This is a genomic window from Streptomyces sp. CA-249302, from assembly GCF_050936785.1.
In the GTDB taxonomy this organism is placed as follows: domain Bacteria; phylum Actinomycetota; class Actinomycetes; order Streptomycetales; family Streptomycetaceae; genus Streptomyces.
In genome coordinates this window covers 3498702-3515355 of record NZ_JBNJMG010000001.1, presented here as the reverse complement: position 1 = coordinate 3515355, position 16654 = coordinate 3498702, and the positions used below count along the sequence as shown (strand labels likewise).

Annotated in this window: 15 protein-coding genes; 6 read left to right on the top strand and 9 right to left on the bottom strand. The window is 71.1% G+C overall.

The window, feature by feature from the left end:
- Window position 1: 1 nt before the first annotated feature.
- From ACQEWB_RS15800 to ACQEWB_RS15780, 5 genes are read left to right on the top strand one after another with little or no spacing between them, the layout of a single operon-like run.
- Window positions 2-955, top strand: coding sequence for an ABC transporter permease (locus tag ACQEWB_RS15800; protein ID WP_432831320.1), 954 nt, complete (start codon window positions 2-4; stop codon window positions 953-955).
- Window positions 955-1845: an ABC transporter permease gene (locus ACQEWB_RS15795; RefSeq protein ID WP_432831318.1), complete on the top strand. Its 891-nt coding sequence runs from the start codon at window positions 955-957 to the stop codon at window positions 1843-1845. The genes ACQEWB_RS15800 and ACQEWB_RS15795 overlap by 1 nt, the downstream gene beginning before the upstream one ends.
- Complete coding sequence (locus ACQEWB_RS15790) at window positions 1845-3587, top strand: dipeptide ABC transporter ATP-binding protein (protein ID WP_432831316.1); 1743 nt, start codon at window positions 1845-1847, stop codon at window positions 3585-3587. The genes ACQEWB_RS15795 and ACQEWB_RS15790 overlap by 1 nt, the downstream gene beginning before the upstream one ends.
- Complete coding sequence (locus tag ACQEWB_RS15785) at window positions 3584-5602, top strand: CocE/NonD family hydrolase (RefSeq protein WP_432831314.1); 2019 nt, start codon at window positions 3584-3586, stop codon at window positions 5600-5602. The genes ACQEWB_RS15790 and ACQEWB_RS15785 overlap by 4 nt, the downstream gene beginning before the upstream one ends.
- Window positions 5599-6246, top strand: coding sequence for a TetR/AcrR family transcriptional regulator (locus ACQEWB_RS15780; RefSeq protein WP_432831312.1), 648 nt, complete (start codon window positions 5599-5601; stop codon window positions 6244-6246). Before ACQEWB_RS15785 ends, ACQEWB_RS15780 begins: the two co-directional genes overlap by 4 nt.
- Window positions 6247-6327: 81 nt before the next feature.
- Here ACQEWB_RS15780 and ACQEWB_RS15775 read toward each other — a convergent pair whose 3' ends face one another.
- The 7 genes from ACQEWB_RS15775 to ACQEWB_RS15745 form a co-directional block, all read right to left on the bottom strand.
- Window positions 6328-6942, bottom strand: a complete 615-nt coding sequence (locus tag ACQEWB_RS15775; RefSeq protein ID WP_432831310.1) for a nucleoside deaminase — start codon at window positions 6940-6942, stop codon at window positions 6328-6330.
- Window positions 6943-6974: 32 nt separating this feature from the next.
- Window positions 6975-7808: an ABC transporter permease gene (locus tag ACQEWB_RS15770; protein WP_432831308.1), complete on the bottom strand. Its 834-nt coding sequence runs from the start codon at window positions 7806-7808 to the stop codon at window positions 6975-6977.
- Window positions 7805-8584, bottom strand: coding sequence for an ABC transporter permease (locus ACQEWB_RS15765; RefSeq protein ID WP_432831306.1), 780 nt, complete (start codon window positions 8582-8584; stop codon window positions 7805-7807). Before ACQEWB_RS15765 ends, ACQEWB_RS15770 begins: the two co-directional genes overlap by 4 nt.
- Window positions 8581-9441 carry an ABC transporter ATP-binding protein gene (locus tag ACQEWB_RS15760; RefSeq protein WP_432831304.1) on the bottom strand — a complete coding sequence of 287 codons (861 nt, stop codon included), beginning with the start codon at window positions 9439-9441 and terminating at the stop codon, window positions 8581-8583. The genes ACQEWB_RS15765 and ACQEWB_RS15760 overlap by 4 nt, the downstream gene beginning before the upstream one ends.
- 82 nt (window positions 9442-9523) lie before the next feature.
- A complete protein-coding gene (locus ACQEWB_RS15755; RefSeq protein ID WP_432831302.1) occupies window positions 9524-10630 on the bottom strand; it encodes an ABC transporter substrate-binding protein in 1107 nt (368 codons plus the stop codon).
- A 133-nt stretch (window positions 10631-10763) separates the two neighbouring features.
- A complete protein-coding gene (locus ACQEWB_RS15750; protein WP_432831300.1) occupies window positions 10764-11765 on the bottom strand; it encodes a PDR/VanB family oxidoreductase in 1002 nt (333 codons plus the stop codon).
- 10 nt (window positions 11766-11775) lie between these two features.
- Window positions 11776-12816 (bottom strand): Rieske 2Fe-2S domain-containing protein, encoded by a 1041-nt coding sequence (locus ACQEWB_RS15745; RefSeq protein ID WP_432831298.1) that lies wholly within the window; start codon window positions 12814-12816, stop codon window positions 11776-11778.
- Window positions 12817-13435: 619 nt separating this feature from the next.
- On the opposite strand from ACQEWB_RS15745, the gene ACQEWB_RS15740 reads away from it, so the two are divergent.
- A complete protein-coding gene (locus ACQEWB_RS15740) occupies window positions 13436-14041 on the top strand; it encodes a TetR/AcrR family transcriptional regulator (RefSeq protein WP_432831296.1) in 606 nt (201 codons plus the stop codon).
- Window positions 14042-14074: 33 nt separating this feature from the next.
- On the opposite strand, the gene ACQEWB_RS15735 is transcribed toward ACQEWB_RS15740, so the two are convergent.
- Window positions 14075-14911, bottom strand: coding sequence for a TauD/TfdA family dioxygenase (locus ACQEWB_RS15735; protein ID WP_432831294.1), 837 nt, complete (start codon window positions 14909-14911; stop codon window positions 14075-14077).
- A 573-nt stretch (window positions 14912-15484) separates the two neighbouring features.
- Window positions 15485-16453: an NAD(P)-dependent alcohol dehydrogenase gene (locus tag ACQEWB_RS15730; RefSeq protein WP_432831292.1), complete on the bottom strand. Its 969-nt coding sequence runs from the start codon at window positions 16451-16453 to the stop codon at window positions 15485-15487.
- Window positions 16454-16654 lie beyond the last annotated feature (201 nt).

Sequence of the window (16654 nt, the reverse complement as noted above, 5' to 3'; positions counted from 1 at the left end):
CATGCTCGTGTTCGCCGCCCGCCGACTGGCAGCCGCCCTCGGCACGCTGCTCCTCTCCTCCGTGCTGGTCTTCCTCGCCCTGCAGGCCCTGCCCGGTGACGTCGCCACCCAGGTCCTCGGCAAGGACGCCACCCCCGACGCCGTGGCCGCCCTGCGCAAGCAGCTGGGGCTCGACCAGCCCGCCTGGGAACGCTACTTCGACTGGATCAAGGGCGCCCTGCACGGCGACTTCGGTACGTCGCTGGTCTCCGGCAAGCCGGTGGGGAGCGAGGTCGCGCAGTACCTGGGCAACTCCGCGCTCATCGCCGTCGTCACCATCGTCTTCGCGGTGACCGGGTCCCTGGTGCTGGGCATCCTCGCCGGCCTGTACCGCGACCGCTGGGCCGACCACGTGATCTCGACCGCCAGCCTGGTCGGCATGAGCGTCCCGGAGTTCGTGGTCGCCACCGTGCTGGTGCTGTGCTTCTCGGTCGCGCTGCCGTGGTTCCCGGCGGTCGTCCTGTACGGCCCCGACGCGAGCGTCGGCCAACTCCTGCCCGCCGTATGGCTTCCCGCGCTCGCGCTCGCCATCGTGATGGCCGCCTACATCATCCGCATGGCCCGTACGTCGGTCATCGACGTCATGGCGAGCGAGTACGTCACCACGGCCCGGCTCAAGGGCCTGTCCACCTGGCACGTGGTCACCCGGCACGCCCTGCCGAGCGCGCTGCTGCCCACCCTGCACGTCATCGCCCTGAACGTGGCCTGGCTGGTGGGCGGTGTCGCCGTCGTCGAGAACGTCTTCAACTACCCCGGCATCGGCAAGCTGATGCTCAGCTCCGTGCAGAACCGGGACCTGCCCGTCGTCCAGGCCGTCGCCCTGATCAGCGCCGTCGTGTACGTCGTCTGCAACCTCGCCGCCGACCTCGGCGCCATGGCCCTCAACCCCAAGCTCCGTACGCGCGGGAGGACTTGATGACCACCCTCGACACCCCACCGGTGAGCGTGGCGACGGCGCCGGGGCGCGCAGCCCGCACCTGGCGCACCCTGCGCTCGTCCCGGACGGCCCTCGTCGGCCTCGCGATCGTCGGCGTCCACATGCTGATCGCCCTCCTCGCCCCCCTGCTCACCTCCTACGACCCCACCGCCAACGACCCCTCCCAGGCCCTTCTCGGATCGAGCTGGTCGCACTGGGCCGGCACCGACCAGTACGGCCGGGACGTCCTCACCCGGGTGCTGTACGGCGGCCGTTACGCGCTCGGCGTCTCCGTCGTCGCCACCGTCATCGCCCTCGCCCTCGGCACGGTCGTCGGCTGTGCGGCGGCGCTGCGCGGCGGCTGGTTCGACGACGTGCTGGGCCGGATCCTCGACGCGGTGCTGTCCGTGCCGTCCATCCTCGCGCTGCTCGTCGTCGTGACCGCGCTCGGCACCGGCCCGGTGGTCATCGTGATCGCCGTCGCCGTGGTGTTCGTGCCCCAGGTCGTGCGGGTGGTGCGCGGCGCGGCGCTGGCCGTCGTACCCGCCGACTACGTGACCGCGGCCCGCGCCCGCGGCGAGCGCACCTGGTCGATCCTGTGGCGGGAGGTCCTGCCGAACATCGCCGACGTGGTGTGCGTGGAGTTCGCCATGCGGGCCTCCTGGGTGGTCCTGCTGATCTCCTCGCTGTCCTTCCTCGGCTTCGGCGCCGACCCGCCGACCCCCGACTGGGGGCTCATGGTCGCCGAGAACCGCACCGCCATCACCGTCGTCCCGATGGCGAGCCTCGCGCCGATCATCGCCCTGGCCACGCTCGTGGTCGGGCTCAACCTCGCGGCCGACGGCCTGTCCAAGGCGTGGGGCGTGGACCGGATCAGGGAGGGCTCGTGATGACCTCTACCGCCGTGGTTTCCGTCGACTCCCTTCACGTGTCCTACCGTTCGGGCGGGCGTGACGTGCCCGTCGTGCACGACGTGTCCTTCGAGGTCGCCGAGGGCCGCACGCTCGCCCTCGTCGGCGAGTCCGGCAGCGGCAAGTCGACCGTCGCGGCAACTCTGCTCGGCCATCTGCGACACGGCTCGCGCCTGGACGGCGGGAGCGTGCGGGTGGACGGCAAGGACGTGTTCGCCCTGCCCGAGAAGGAGTTGCGGCGGCTGCGCGGCGGGACGGTGGCGATGGTCGGCCAGAACGCCGGGCACGCCCTCACCCCGTCCATGCGCGTCGGACGGCAGATCGCCGAGGCCGGCGGCGAGGTCCCGGTCCTCGACCTCCTCGAACAGGTACGGCTGCCCCGCCCCGCCGACCTCGCGCGCCGCTACCCGCACGAGCTCTCCGGCGGCCAGCAGCAGCGCGTCGCCATCGCCATGGCGCTCGCGGCCCGCCCCAAGGTCCTCGTCCTCGACGAGCCCACGACCGGCCTCGACGTCGTCACCCAGCGCGGCATCCTCGACCTCGTCACCGCCCTGCGCGACGAACTCGGCCTGGCCGCCGTGCTGGTGAGCCACGATCTCGGGGTGGTCGCGCGGATGGCCGACGAGGTGAGCGTGCTGCGGTCGGGCCGGGTCGTGGAGTCGGCAGCCACCCGTACCCTCTTCGCCGGAGCCCAGCACGCGTACACCAAGCGTCTGTTGGCGAGCGTGCCGCGCCTGACCGACGACGGGCTCGCCCTCGTCGGGGAGAACGGTGAGCGGGAGGTGCGGGCGAAGGCGGTGGTGGACGCGGACGCCCCGGTCGCGGTGTCGGCGACGGACGTCACCGTCGACTACGGCTCGTCGCGTGCCGTGCACGGCGTCTCCTTCGACGTCCGGCGCGGTGAGATCGTCGCCCTGGTCGGGGAGTCGGGCAGCGGGAAGTCCACGCTCGCCTGGTCCCTCGCCGGACTGCGCGCCCCCTCGGGCGGCACGATGACCCACGGCTCCGGCGACCTGGCCAAGCCCGCCCGAGGCCGCCCCACCGCGCTGCGGCGCCTGGTCCAGCTGGTGTTCCAGAACGCCGACACCTCCCTCAACCCGCGCCGCACGGTCGGCGACGCGATCCGCCGCCCGCTCCGCTTCTTCGGCACCGCCCCCGACCGGCGGCAGGCCTCCACCAGGGCCCTCGACCTCATCCGGGACGTACGCCTGGACCCGGCGCTCGCCGACCGGCTGCCCGCCCAGCTGTCCGGCGGCCAGCGCCAGCGCATCGGCATCGCACGGGCGTTGGCGGGCGAGCCGGACGTGCTGATCGCCGACGAGATCACCACCGCGCTGGACGTATCGGTCCAGGCCGAGGTGCTGCGCCTGCTCGACGACCTGCGCCGGGAACGGCAGTTGGCCTGCCTGTTCATCAGCCACGACCTGGCCGTCGTACGGGGCATCGCCGACCGCGTGCTGGTCCTGCGCCAGGGCGTGGTGGTCGAGGAGGGCCCGACCGAGGCCGTCTTCGCCGACCCGGCCCACCCCTACACCCGGGAACTGATGGCGGCGGCCCTCGAACCCGACCCCGACGCCGAGCCGTTCGTCACGGAGGCGCCGGACTGGCTCGACGCGGCGGAGCCGGGAGACGTGTGGACCGACCAAGGCGGTGGTCACCGCGTCCGCCGCTGGCGCCCGGCCGGCACCCCCCTCACCTCTGTCAGCGAAGGAGTTTCGTGAAGTACCGCGAGCGGTTCGAGCGCCAGGTCGTGCGCGAGGACGTCTGGATCCCCACCCGCGACGGCAGGGTCCGGCTGCACGCCCGTATCTGGCGCCCGGCCGACGCGGAGGCCGACCCGGTGCCCGCGCTGCTCGAATACCTCCCGTACCGCAAGAGCGACTGGACCGCCCCGCGCGACGCCCAGCGCCACCCCTGGTACGCGGGTCACGGCTACGCATCCGTCCGCGTCGACATCCGCGGCCACGGCGACAGCGAGGGCCTGCCTGGCGACGAGTACGACGCGCAGGAGCTGGCGGACGGCGTCGACGTCGTCAACTGGCTTGCCCGGCAGCCCTGGTGCACCGGCAAGGTCGGCATGTTCGGCATCTCCTGGGGCGGCTTCAACTCCCTCCAGATCGCCGCCCTCGCCCCCGAGCCCCTCAAGGCGATCGTCACCGTCTGCTCCACCGACGACCGCTACGACAACGACGTCCACTACATGGGCGGCGCGGTCCTCGGCATCGACATGCTCGCCTGGGCCGGCACCATGCTCGCCTTCGCCGCCCGCCCGCCGGACCCGGCGAACGTCGGCGCCGACCGCTGGCTGCCGATGTGGCGCGAACGTCTCGATGCCCTCGACCCGTTCCTGCACACGTGGCTCGCCCACCAGCAGCGGGACGAGTACTGGCGGCACGGGAGCGTGTGCGAGGACTACGGCGCGGTGCAGGCCGCGGTGTTGGCGGTGGGCGGTTGGAACGACCCCTACCGCGACACGGTGTTGCGGCTGGTCGAGCACCTCCCGGCCGACCGTGTCCGGGGGTTGATCGGCCCCTGGTCCCACCAGTACCCGGACCGCGGACTGCCCCCCGGCCCGGCGATCGGCTTCCTCCAGGAGACCCTGCGCTGGTGGGACCAGCACCTCAAGGACATCGACACGGGGGCCATGGAGGAGCCGCTGCTGCGCGCCTGGGTCAACGACCCGGTCCCGCCCGCGACTTCGTACGACGTGATGCCGGGACGGTGGGTCGGCGACAGGGAGTGGCCGTCGTCGCGCCTCACTTGGCAGGAGCGCCCGCTGGGCGTGGACGGCACCCCGCCCGTCCTCGTCCGCTCCCCTCACCACACCGGCATCGACGCGGGCCGCTTCTTCCCGTTCGGAAACGCGAGCGATCTGGCGCCCGACCAGCGGGAGGAGGACGGCCGTTCGGTCTGCCTGGACTCGGCGCCGCTGACCGAACGCGTCGAGATCCTCGGCCGCCCGCGCGTCCGACTCCGCCTGGACAGCGCCACTCCGCGCGCCCATGTGATCGCCCGGGTCTGCGACGTGGCCCCGGACGGCTCGTCGACCCTCGTCACCCGGGGCGTGCTCAACCTGCTTGCCCGGCACGGACGGGACAAGGCGGTGGAGTGGACGCCGGGCACGTGCGAGGACGTCGAGTTCGAGCTGAACGCGACCGGATACGCCTTCCCGCCCGGCCACCGCATCCGGGTCGCCGTATCGGACACGTACTGGCCGTGGGTGTGGCCGCACGGCGAGCGCGGCGAGCTGACCCTGCTGCCTGCGGACAGCGCCCTCCTGCTGCCGGTCCGTGCGGCCGGCGACGAGCCGCCGATCCGCTTCGAGGAGCCGGAACAGGCGCCCCCGCTCCCGGTGACGTACGACGTCGTGTCCGAGCCGCGCCCGGAACGCCTGGTCACCCATGACGTGGCGGCGGGGGAGTGGACCCTGGAGGTCGACCCGCGCTACGGCGGTTCCCGCACCTACCCCGACGGCCTGCGATACGAGGAGAACGCCCGGGAGACGTACCGTATCCGCAGCGACGACCCCCTCTCGGCCTCGGCCGTCTCCGAGTGGACGATCCGGCTGACCCGCGGCGAGGACGGGGACGAATGGGACGCCGAGGTCTTCGCACGGACGGAACTGCGGGCCACCGCGGCGGAGTTCGTCATGGACAGTCACCTCGAAGCACGGGCGAACGGAGAGACAGTGGCCAAGCGCGCATGGCACCGCACCACCCCGAGGACGTCGGGATGAAGGCCGAGAAGAGCCCGCGCCGCGCCGTCGCCGCCGCCGACCGCACCCGGCAGCCCACCGAGGTGCGTCGCAAGCTCATCGTCGAGGCGGCGGTCCCGCTGATCGCGGAGCGAGGCTACGCCTCGGTCGGGGTCCGGGACGTCGCCGCCGCGGCCGGGGTGTCCGTCGGCACGGTCACCTACCACTTCGGCAGCGTGCAGGAGATCCTCTCCGAGGCGATGGTGCTGCAGATCGAGCGGTACTACACGGGGCTGAGCGAGGCCGCGGACCGGGCCACCAGCGGGGCAGAGGGGCTGCGGCTGCTGGTCGACGCGCTGTTCACCGAGGACACCGACCGGCACTGGCGGATGTGGTTCGAGTACTGGAACGTCGGCGAGCACCACCCGGACCCGGCGTTCGCCCGCGGCCAGGACCGCCGCTACGAGAGCTGGCACCGGCAGATCCGAACCCTCGCCGAACGCGCCCTCGCCGAGGGCGACTTCTCCTCCGCCGATCTGGACGGCTTCACCGTCCGCTTTGCCGCCCTGGCCGACGGCCTGGCCCTGCAACGCCTGCGCCAGACACCGCCGTTGACGGTGGAGGACGCGCGGCGGCATCTGCGTCACTTCATCGAGACGGAGTTGGGCCGGGGACCGGGGTCCTGAGGTCGATCATGCGGACCGAGGTGCTTCCCCTTCGCGGTGAGCTGCTCCTGGTCTGCTGGTGGGGGACGCGATCCGGGCCGGCTACGAGGTGACGGTCACGGACCCGCGCGCGTTGTAGACGACGGCATCCTCGCGTTCGCCGTAGGCCCGGAAGACCTTGACTGCCTCGTCACGGAGCACGCCGGACACGACCTGGATGCCACGCTGCTCGAACTGCTCGGCCCAGTCCTCGCGCATGGGGCCCTCGTCGAAGCCGGTGAGGTGTTCGAGCTCGGGACCCTCTCCGGCGACGACCAGACGCCGGATTCCGGACCACATCGCGGCGCCGTAGCACATGGCGCAGGGGCGCCAGTTGACGACCAGCTCAAGGTCGGGGCCGCCCGGGGCGCCGAGGTCCCATGCGCCCAGACGGGTCTGCGCGAGGGAGAGGGCGACGACTTCGGCGTGGGTGGAGGAGAGCCCTGAGGACAGGACGAGGTTGACTCCGGCCGATACGAGCCGTCCGGTCCCCGTCTCCACGACGAGGGCGGCGAACGGCCCGCCGGTGTCCTCGCGGTGGTTGCGTTCAGCCAGACGGTTGGTGAGACGGACACGGTCTTCGTCGGTGGGCAGGGTCTCGGGCACGTCGGCCAGTTCGGTCAACACCCATGGGGGGAGTTGGGCGCCGAACGTGGTGGCGAAGGCGGAGGCATCCATCGAGCAGGTCTCCAGTTGCAGGCGGGACGGGGTCAGGCGCCCGGGCGGATGTTGGGCGCGAAGCGGGCCAGGGCGACCGTCTCGATGGCCGCGATGACGTTGTACGCCAGTGCGGACACGGCGGTGAGGACTGCGACCGAGGCCCAGAGGTGGTCGTAGTCGAAGGTGGAGGAGTCCTTGAGCATGGCGTAGCCGAGGCCTTGTCCGGTGGAGAGCCATTCGGCGAGCATCGCGCCGATCAGGGCTCCGGGGACGCCGACGCGGGCGCTGGCGAAGAACGCGGGGACCGCGCTGGGCAGCATGACCTTGCGGGCGATGGTCCAGCCTCCGGCGCCGTACGCGCGGCACAGGTCGGCGGCCTGGCGGGAGGCGGAGCGCAGGCCGAAGGTCATGGTGACCAGGGCGGGGAAGAAGACGATCAGGCCGCTGATGACGGTGGTGGCCATCAGGCCGCGGCCGAAGACGAGCGTGATGAGCGGGGTCATCGCCACCAGGGGCACGGAGCGTACGACGACCGCCATCGGCAGCAGGGCCTGCTCGACGCTCCGGAGGAGGACGAAGACGACCGCCACGCCCACCGCCGCCGCCAGCCCGGCGACGAAGCCGAACCCGGCGTCCAGCAGCGTGCGGCCCAGACCGGAGGAGACCAGGGAGCGGTGGGCGCCCGCGTCCGCGCCCGTGAACAGGTAGTGGAAGATGTCGACCGGCGACTTGGCCACCAGCGGGTCCAGGTCGTAGACCTGCAGGAAGACGATCCACAGGACGATGACGGCCGCCATCGTCACGACCACGTTCAGCAGCGGGCGCAGCACGCTCGCCGCGAAGCGCAGCGCGGGGGCCGTCTGCGTCTGGGGCGCGGTGCTCATGCGTGTCCGCCTTCCACTGTCGTCGTGCGCGACCATGGCAGGGCGTAGCGGGCGACGATCCCGACCGCGCCGTACGCGACGCCTGCCACCGCGCCCGAGACCAGGGCGATGCCCCAGGTGCGGGGCACGTCGAGCTGCTGCTGGGCGATGGTCATGGCGATGCCGAGGCCGCTGTCGACCCGGCCGAGGTACTCACCGATGATCGCGCCGAGCAGCGCCGCCGGTCCGGCGATCTTGAGCGCGGCGAGTGTGCTGGGCAGTGCGGCGATCAGGCGGACCCGCAGCATCTGCTGCCAGCGGCCGCCGCCGTAGGCGCGTACCAGGTCAAGGGTGGTGGGGTCGGCCGAGCGCAGCCCGAGCAGTGCGCCGATGAGGGTGGTGAAGAAGACCGACAGCCCGGCCATCGCGGACATCGGCTTGTCCCCGTCCAGGACGAGGGACAGGATCGGGCCGATCGCCACGATGGGCAGGCAGTAGGAGGCCACCGCGATCTGCGTGATCACCCGCTCCAGCACGGGCACCAGCAGCACCAGCACCGCCAGGCCCAGCGCCAGCCCGTTGCCGACCAGATACCCGGTCAGGGCCTCGCCCACGGTCTGCGTGACATGCGGGCTGTAGAAGGTCCAGCCGTCGTCGAACACGCTCGCCAGGACCGCCCATGGGGTGGGTACGCCGTCCCCGGTGCCGACGACCGTGGTGGACAGCAGCGCCCACGCTCCGATCAGAGCGGTGATGCCGATGGCCCCGCCGGTCCAGGCGGAACGCCGCGCACTCATGACACCACCGCCGCGGGACCGGGGGCGTCGGCGGCGGCGTCGGCACGGCCGAACAGGAGTTCCGACAACTGGTCGGCGTACGCGTGGAACTCGGGCGAGCGCATCATCTCCGGCGTGCGGGGACGGGGCAGGTCGATAGTGACCTTCTCCACGATCCGGCCCGGACGGGGCGACATGACCGCGACGGTGTCGCTCAGCAGCACGGCCTCGTTGATGGAGTGCGTGACGAGCAGGGTGGTCACCGCGCGGGCCTGCCAGATGCGCTGGAGTTCGAGGTTGAGCCGCTGCCGGGTCATGTCGTCCAGCGCACCGAACGGTTCGTCCAGCAGCAGTACTTTGGGGTCTACGACGAGGGAGCGGGCGATCGCGACGCGCTGCCGCATGCCGCCGGAGAGCTGGGCGGGGCGCGCCTTCTCGAAGCCTTCGAGGCCGACCAGCTTGATGAGGTCGGAGATCGCTGCCGGGTCGGGTTTGATGCCGCTGATCTCCAGCGGCAGCCGGATGTTGGCGGCGACCGAGCGCCACGGCAGCAGCGCGGCGTCCTGGAAGGCTATGCCCAGGTGGTGGCGTTTGCGGGCCGCCTCCGGGTCCTCCCCGTGTACGAGGGCCGTACCGGAGGTCGGGCTGTCGAGCCCGGCGAGGATCCGCAGAACGGTCGACTTGCCGCAGCCCGACGGCCCCAGCAGCGCGAGGAACTGGCCCTCGGCAGTGTCCAGATCGACGCCAGCCAGGGCGGGTACGCGCTGTCGGCCGAGCTTGAACTCCTTGCTCAGCCCGCGCAGGGACAGCCCGGTGCCGGTATCGGCTGATCCTCCGGAGTCGTCGGATGCCTCGGGAACGGCTGCTGCGTTACTCATCAGGTGACCTCTGTGTGCGGTGCGGGTACGGGGAGAGCCGGTACCGGCGGGCCGACATGGCCGCACCGGTACCGCCGGGGCCTCAGATCAGGCTGGGGTCTTCCTTGTAGACCTCTTCGAGGATCGAGAAGTCGAAGAGCTTGTCGGCGGTGATGTCGAGGCCGCCGTACTTCAGCGTCTTGAGGTTCTCGTCGATCAGCGTCTGCGTGACCGTGAACAGGCCGTTCTTCTTGGTGTCGGCGCTCACCATCAGCTCGCTCTCGTCCTTGGACTCGAGGGTCTGCTCCTTGGTCGTCAGCCCGAGCCCCTTGCCGTACGTCTCGGCCGCGAGCTTCGCGCCGAGCGCCGGGTCGGCGATGTTCGCCTTCCAGCCCTTGATCTCCGCGCGCAGGAACGCCTTGAGCAGGTCGCGCTGGTTGTCGATGGTGTCCTGGCGGACGCAGTACGTCTCCGAGACCAGCGGGTAGCCGGTGTCGGCGAGCAGCATCGTGGCGACCTTGAAGCCCTTCAGGCGCAGCGCGTTCGGCTCGTTCGTCACGAAGGAGAACCAGCCGTCGACGGTGCCCTGGGTCAGGGGCAGCGGGTCGAACTGCACCGGCACCTTCGTGATCTTCGACGCGTCCAGCCCGGTCGCCTTGATGTACGCCGCCCACACGGACTCGTTGCCCGCCTGGACGCCGATCTTCTTGCCGTACATGTCCTCCGGCTTGGCGATCGGGGCCTTGGCCATCGACATGATGCAGAACGGGTTCTTCTGGTATTGAGCACCGATGATCTTCAGCGGTGCGCCCTTGGCGACGGCCGCGCCGGTGATGTCGGGGGCGCTGATCGCCACGAGCGCCTTCTTGGTGACGACGTCCGTCTCCATCGGCGTCGCGGACGGGCCGCCGCCGATCAGCGTGACCTTCGAGAAGCCCTCGGCCTTGTAGTAGCCCTTGGTGTCGGCGATGTAGCTGCCCGCGAACTCGACGTTCTTGATCCAGGACAGCCGGAGCGTCAGCTCACCGAAACTCTTGGAACCGGAGGAGCTGGTGGAGGAGGCCGAGGACGACGAGTCGGAGTCGCCGCACGCGGCGAGCAGCGGGCCGCCGAGCAGCACGGCGCCGCCCAGCTGCAGTCCCCGCCTGAGGAAGAGACGGCGGTCGGTGGCGGCGAACGCTCTGCCGTCACTGTTCGTACTTCTGGTCATGGCGCGCTTTCCTTTCACTGACCGGTTGGGCACCGGCGCAGGGGGCGGATCTGAGGAACACGGGTGGGGCGTGGCCCGGACGGTGCCGGGCCGGTCTCCGGTCGAGCGGCGGCCCGGGATCAGGGATCCCGGGTCAGAGGTCGAGGAGGAGTTCGGGGGTGCGGGCGCGGGAGCAGCAGATGGTGATCCGGTCGCCCGCCGCGCGCTCGTCGGGGGTCTGGACCTCGTCGCGGTGGTCGGGTTCGCCGGCCAGGACGGGGGTGAGGCAGGCGCCGCAGATGCCCTGCTCGCAGGAGAGCTCGACCTCGACGCCGTGGGCGGTGAGGACCTCGGCGATGGTGCGGTCGGCGGGGACGGGATAGGCGGTGCCGGTGCTCGCGATCCGTACGGTGAACGCGGTGGCGACTTCGGCTTTCGCTCCGTCTCCCTCTCCGTCTCCCTCTCCGCCTCCGGTGGATGGTGGAGCCGCCGGGGCGAAGCGTTCGGTGTGAAGCTGGCCGGGCTGCCAGCCCGCAGCGGTCGCTTTGGCCACGACGTGGGTCATGAAGCCCTCGGGCCCGCAGACATAGACGGCCGTGTCCGGTTCCGGGACCAGGAGTTCGGCGGGCAGCCCCGCGCGGACGGTGTCCCCCTGGTCGCTGTGGTGGACCACTGTCCGCTCGCCGAGAGCGGAGGACTGGAGCCGCTCAAGGAGGGGGGCCTCCGCCGCGCTGGAGGTGTAGTGGTGCAGGACGAACGACGCTCCCCGAGCGGCCAGGGCTTCGGCCATCGACAGCAGGGGCGTGATGCCGATACCGCCCGCGACGAGCACATGATGCTCGGCCGCCACGAGTGGGAAGTGGTTGCGCGGGGGCGAGATCCGTAGCCGTCGGCCCACGGTGAGGTCACGGTGCAGGGTGCGGGAGCCGCCCCGGCCGGTGTCGTCGCGCCGTACGCAGATCAGGTAACGGCCTTTTTCCCGGGGGGAGTTGCACAGGGAGTACTGACGGACCAGGGAAGGCCCGAGATGAACGTCGATGTGGGCGCCGGCCTCGAAGGACGGCAGGGTCCCACCGTCCGCCGCCCGGAGTTCGTAACTGAGGCTGGTGCCGGAGGCGAGGGAGATCGTGTGGACGATGACGTCGAGTGTCTGCACGGTGGGGGCCCTACGCGGTGAAGAAGTGGCTCAGGCCCAGGTCGCACAGGCCGCGCCGGTAGGCGATGGAGCTGCGGTCGGCGGGGATGTGGACTTCGAGTTTCGGGTCGAGGGGGAGGTTCTCGGGTTTCTGGACCTCGACGATGGCGCGGTCCTCCTCGAAGACCGTGCGGTTGAAGTCGTATACGGCCTGGACGGGTTGGTCGGTGTCGAAGTTGCGCGCGATCGGGGCGAACATGCGGGTCTGGCGGGCGGAGACCGGGGAGGCCGCGTTCATGATGCTGAGCAGTCCGCCGTCCGGGAAGTGCACGACGAGGGTGGCAGTGAAGGGCAGGTGCACGTCGAAGCGGCGCAGCCACCGGTAGCCGGGCGGGGCCTGCTTGGTGCCGTGTGGGTAGTTGCTGACGGTGCTCCAGTAGTCGACGGAGTGGCCGTACTGGTGGCGGACGGGGGTGTAGTCGGGGACCTCGGTGTTGTCGGGGTCGCCGAAGGAGCCGAGGTGGACGAAGCCGAAGTGGGCGACGTCGAGGAAGCCCTCGACCTGGCGTCCGGCGAAGGCGGCGATGTCGATCCAGGGGCAGTTGATCTGCTGGAAGTCCTCCTCGTCCCAGTGGGCCATGGCCGGGATCACCGGGGCCGCGTCGGGCTCCGGGCGCAGGCAGGTCCACACCAGGCCGTACCGCTCGACGACCGGGTAGGTCCGCAGGTTCAGCCGGGACGGGATCTTCGACTCCGGATGAGCCGGCACCTGTACGCACCGGCCGCCCTCGCCGAACCGCAGCCCGTGATAGGCGCAGGTGATGCCGGTCCCGTCGCCGCCGCCGAGGCTCAGCGGCACCCCGCGGTGCGGGCAGATGTCGTGGGCCACGACCACGGTGCCCCGCGCTCGGTAGGCCACCAGGGTCTCGTCGAGCAGGCGCACGGCGGTCGGGGTGTCGCCGATCTCGCTCGACAGGGCGACCGGGTACCAGTGCTGGGCGAGGATCGCCCAGTCGTCGGCATCGAACGTGCAGTCCCGGGGCAGGACGGGCCGGGGCGGAGCAGTGGTCATGCACAAATCCTTCTGCGTAGCGCGGCTGGGAACGGCCGGACAGACACCTGTGAGGCACGCACGCCAGGACGACGGCGTGGGACAAGTGCGAGGCGAAAGAGTGCGGCGACAAGCCGATCCCGGGCCAGAGACACCGTGGAACCGCAGACCGGGCAGGGCACCGGCCGCGGTCGTCGGTATGAGGTCAGTTGTGAGAGCCCTCGGACTCCGGATGTGAACCGTGCGCCACGCGTCCGCGCGTCCAGGCCGACTGGTGGGCACGGCACCGGAGGTCTGTGCTGCACTCGCTGACAAAGCTCATCGCGCTTCCCTCCGTGCTCAGTGCCGACTGTCTGTTGCCGGACGACCAAGCCGAGACTGACGCACGGAGATTGCCCCGTCATTCCGTGTTTGTTACTTACGGATTCCATGCCCGGTTTTGGCTCGGGGCGCCGAAGCGAGCGCCCGCGCAGGAGACGGGCCGTCCATTCCGGGCAACCAGGTGAGCAAGCCGTGGGTGTATGTGATCAATCCCTGGCTGCCGGCCGAGGTGCTGCCGAAGACCGCCGTGTCCATGAACGTCCCGTCGAGCCCCGAGCCGCTCGGTCACGCCCGTTGAGCTGCGGGTAATGTGCCGGCCATGCCCGATACCCCGGCCCTGCCCGAGCGTGACCGCCTGCTGAGGCTGACCGCGGACTACGTCCTGGAGAACGGCGTCGCGGAGATGACCCTGCGCAAGCTCGGCAGTGCGATCGGCACCAACAATCGCATGCTGCTGTACTACTTCGGCTCCAAGGAGGAACTGATCACGGCTGCGCTGGCCGAGGCGAGCGGGCGCTTCCCGATCCTCGGCAAGGCGTTCGCGATCATGGACGACCAGCCGCGCCCGCTGCGCGAGCGGATCACCGCGGCCTGGGACGCAGTGGCGGCAGCCGAGAACCTGCCGTTCCACCGGACGTTCTTCGAGGTGTTGGGCCTGGCCGCGCATCAACGCGGCCGGTTCGACAGCTTCCTGGGGTCGGTAGGCAGGGACTGGCGCGAACAGCTCGCGGCCTCGCTGAGCGGCGGCGGCGTGCCGAAGGCCGCCGCGGACGATCTGGCCCGAGAACTGGTCGCGCTGTGGCGCGGCCTGCAACTGGACCTGATCACCTCGGGCGACCGGGCCGGGACCGATCGGGTGATCGCGTCCGCCGCCGAGTCGATCGCCCGGCGGGCGGCGACGGCCGCCGCCGCTCCTGGGTCCTGATGTCCCGTCACGTCTCCCTGGGCGATGGGGTCTTCAAGATGCCATCGGGATCCGGGGGACGACGATGTCCAGTGGGCCGTCCGGAACCGCGACCGCGTCCTGGCTCCAGCCCCAGATCGAACAGACCCTGCGCAGCGGGTCGCTGTACCCGTCCCTGCCGTGCAGCACCCGGTAGTTGTCGATACAGATCATCTCACCCGGGCCCACCCGGAACATCGGCCCGCTGTCACGGGCCGCGACGACCGCGTCCTGCCAGGCGCGCACATACGTCCAGTGCTCCGACTCCAACGGGCCCTCGATCGGCGCGAGATAGGGATGGTGACGGCCCTGGAAGCGGCCCGACGGGGTCCGCCGGACGATCGGCGAAAAGCCGCTCTGCGGGTAGTTGGGCTCGGAGTGGTCGATGTCGACAGTGCGGCAGAAGTCGGCAAGCGCGGTGCTGCCGGGATCGGTGGCCAGCAGGTCCAGCAGGCGGGCGGTGTCGATCAGGAAAGAGTCGCCGCCGCTGGCCGCGGGCCGCTCGCACCACAGGAACAGATGGTCGGGGGCGTAGTCACCGAAAGCGAAGCCGTCGTTGTGGGCGACCATCCGCTCCTCGGCCGGGCCGGCGTCGCGTTTGCGGCCACGCCTGTCGGCGGGCTGCGCCCTCATCTTCATCGCCTCGACCCGGCCGCTCTCCTTCGTCGCCTCGAACTGGGTGCCGCAACGCACAGCACGGTCCCCCATGATCGCGCGGCCCATCGCGACCGCCGTCTCCTCGTCCGGCAGCCCGGTCATGATGGCCGCGCCCTCGGCGGCGAGCACCGCTGCCGCCTCCTGCGGGCCGGCTACTTTGCGCGGGATGAAACCTGCGGTGCTGACGTCCAACACAGCGCCTCCTGAAGTCCGCGGAACCAAGCCCGATTGAACCAATCGGTTCAATCAGCGTAGAAGTCCCGTGTTTCACCGAAGTGACGCACCAGCGTGCTTTGGGTTGCCCATGCGGACCCTGGAGTCCATCCGGCCCTGGATGGTGTCCCGCCGAGTGGTGTAGCCGATCAAGCTGGCGGAATCCCCAGGTCGCGGCCCGAACCGCCCTCGCCGGAGAGCCTGTTGGACCCGGAGGATGCTGCACAGCCGCTGGATGCCGTACTCCGTATGGTGGTCGGAGATGAACCGCCGACGGCCGGTCATCGACCCATCTCCTTCGCGAAATACTGGGCTGCCTTGCGAAGGATTTCCTTCTCCAGCTCCAGTTCGCGGACCTGCCGGCGCAACCGCTTCAGCTCCTTGCGCTCCGACGGCGTCATCGCCGCACCGCCGGTGCCGGCCGAGGCTGCCTCGGCGGCCGGCCGGTGGAAGCCACCAACTCGACCGCGTCCCGTTCGGACTCCTCCGAATACCGGGCGGCACCCCTCCGGACACCTCCTCCGGCGCAGGCGGGGCGTTGGGTCGGCGCTCGGGTCATGCCGTCCGGATGACTCGTTTGCCGAAGCCTCCGCCGGTTTCGAGTGAGCGATGGGCGGCGACGATGTCGTCCATGGCGTAGATGCTCTCGATGACAGGGACGACCGCCCCGGTGTCGGCGAGCGTGGCCAGGTCCGTCAGCAGCCTGCGGGTGGGTGGCTGCTGGACGAATCTGACGCGGCGCGGACCGTGGACGGCGGAGGCGACAAGGTAGGCGGCCTGGCCGGCGCCTGCCACGATCATCGCGATCATGCGGCCGCCAGGCGTGAGCAGTCGGCGGTAGGAACGCAGGTCGCGTCCGACCGGGTCGAGAATGACGTCGAAACGGCCCAGGCCGTGCGGGTCGGTGGTGCGGTAGTCGAAGGCGTCGTCGGCTCCCAGTTCCCGGACGGCGTCCAGGTGCGGTGCGCGCGCCAGGGCCGTCACGTGGGCGCCCATGGCGTGAGCGATCTGGACGGCGGCCGTGCCGACGCCGCCGGCGGCTCCGCGGATGAGGACCCGGTGTCCGGGCCGCAGCCGGGCCGCGTCGCGCAACGCCCCGAGCGCGGCGGCGCCGACACCGGGCAGCGCGGCGGCGGTTACCGGGTCGAGGGTGTGAGGGCGGGCCGAGAGCCGTTCGGCGGGGGCCAGGACGTACTGGGCCGCGGCGGCGCAGGGGCGTGCCCTCAGCCCGTCGAGGAAGCCCCAGACCCCGTCGCCGACCGCGAAGCCGCCCGCACCGTCGCCGACACGGATGATGTCGCCGGTGAAGTCGAAGCCGGTCCCGCGGGGGAACGTCCGGCCACTGAGCAGTCTGAGCCCGCCGGACCGGACGGTGACGTCGGCCGCGTTGACGCTGGCGGCGGCAGCCCGTACCAGGACCTCGCCGGCCCGCACCTCGGGCAGGGGGACGGTCCGCACGCGCAGCACCTCCGGGGGGCCGTAGGTGTCGTACTGCACCGCACGCATACCAGGTGCTTCAGCCACGGTCGTCCGCCTTCTTCGCGGACTCGGTCGGCGCCGAGGTCCTGTTCATCTTCCTGCTCCTTCAAATCCTTCAAAGGTGAGCTGTTTCTGCGGAAACGCACTGGCCGAGGTGGCGGACCTGCCCCATGCCGTTCTCCTGTGACGTCCGAACCGGCCCCTGGCACGGGGATCGTGACGCCCGGGCGGTCCTGCTCGCGCCGC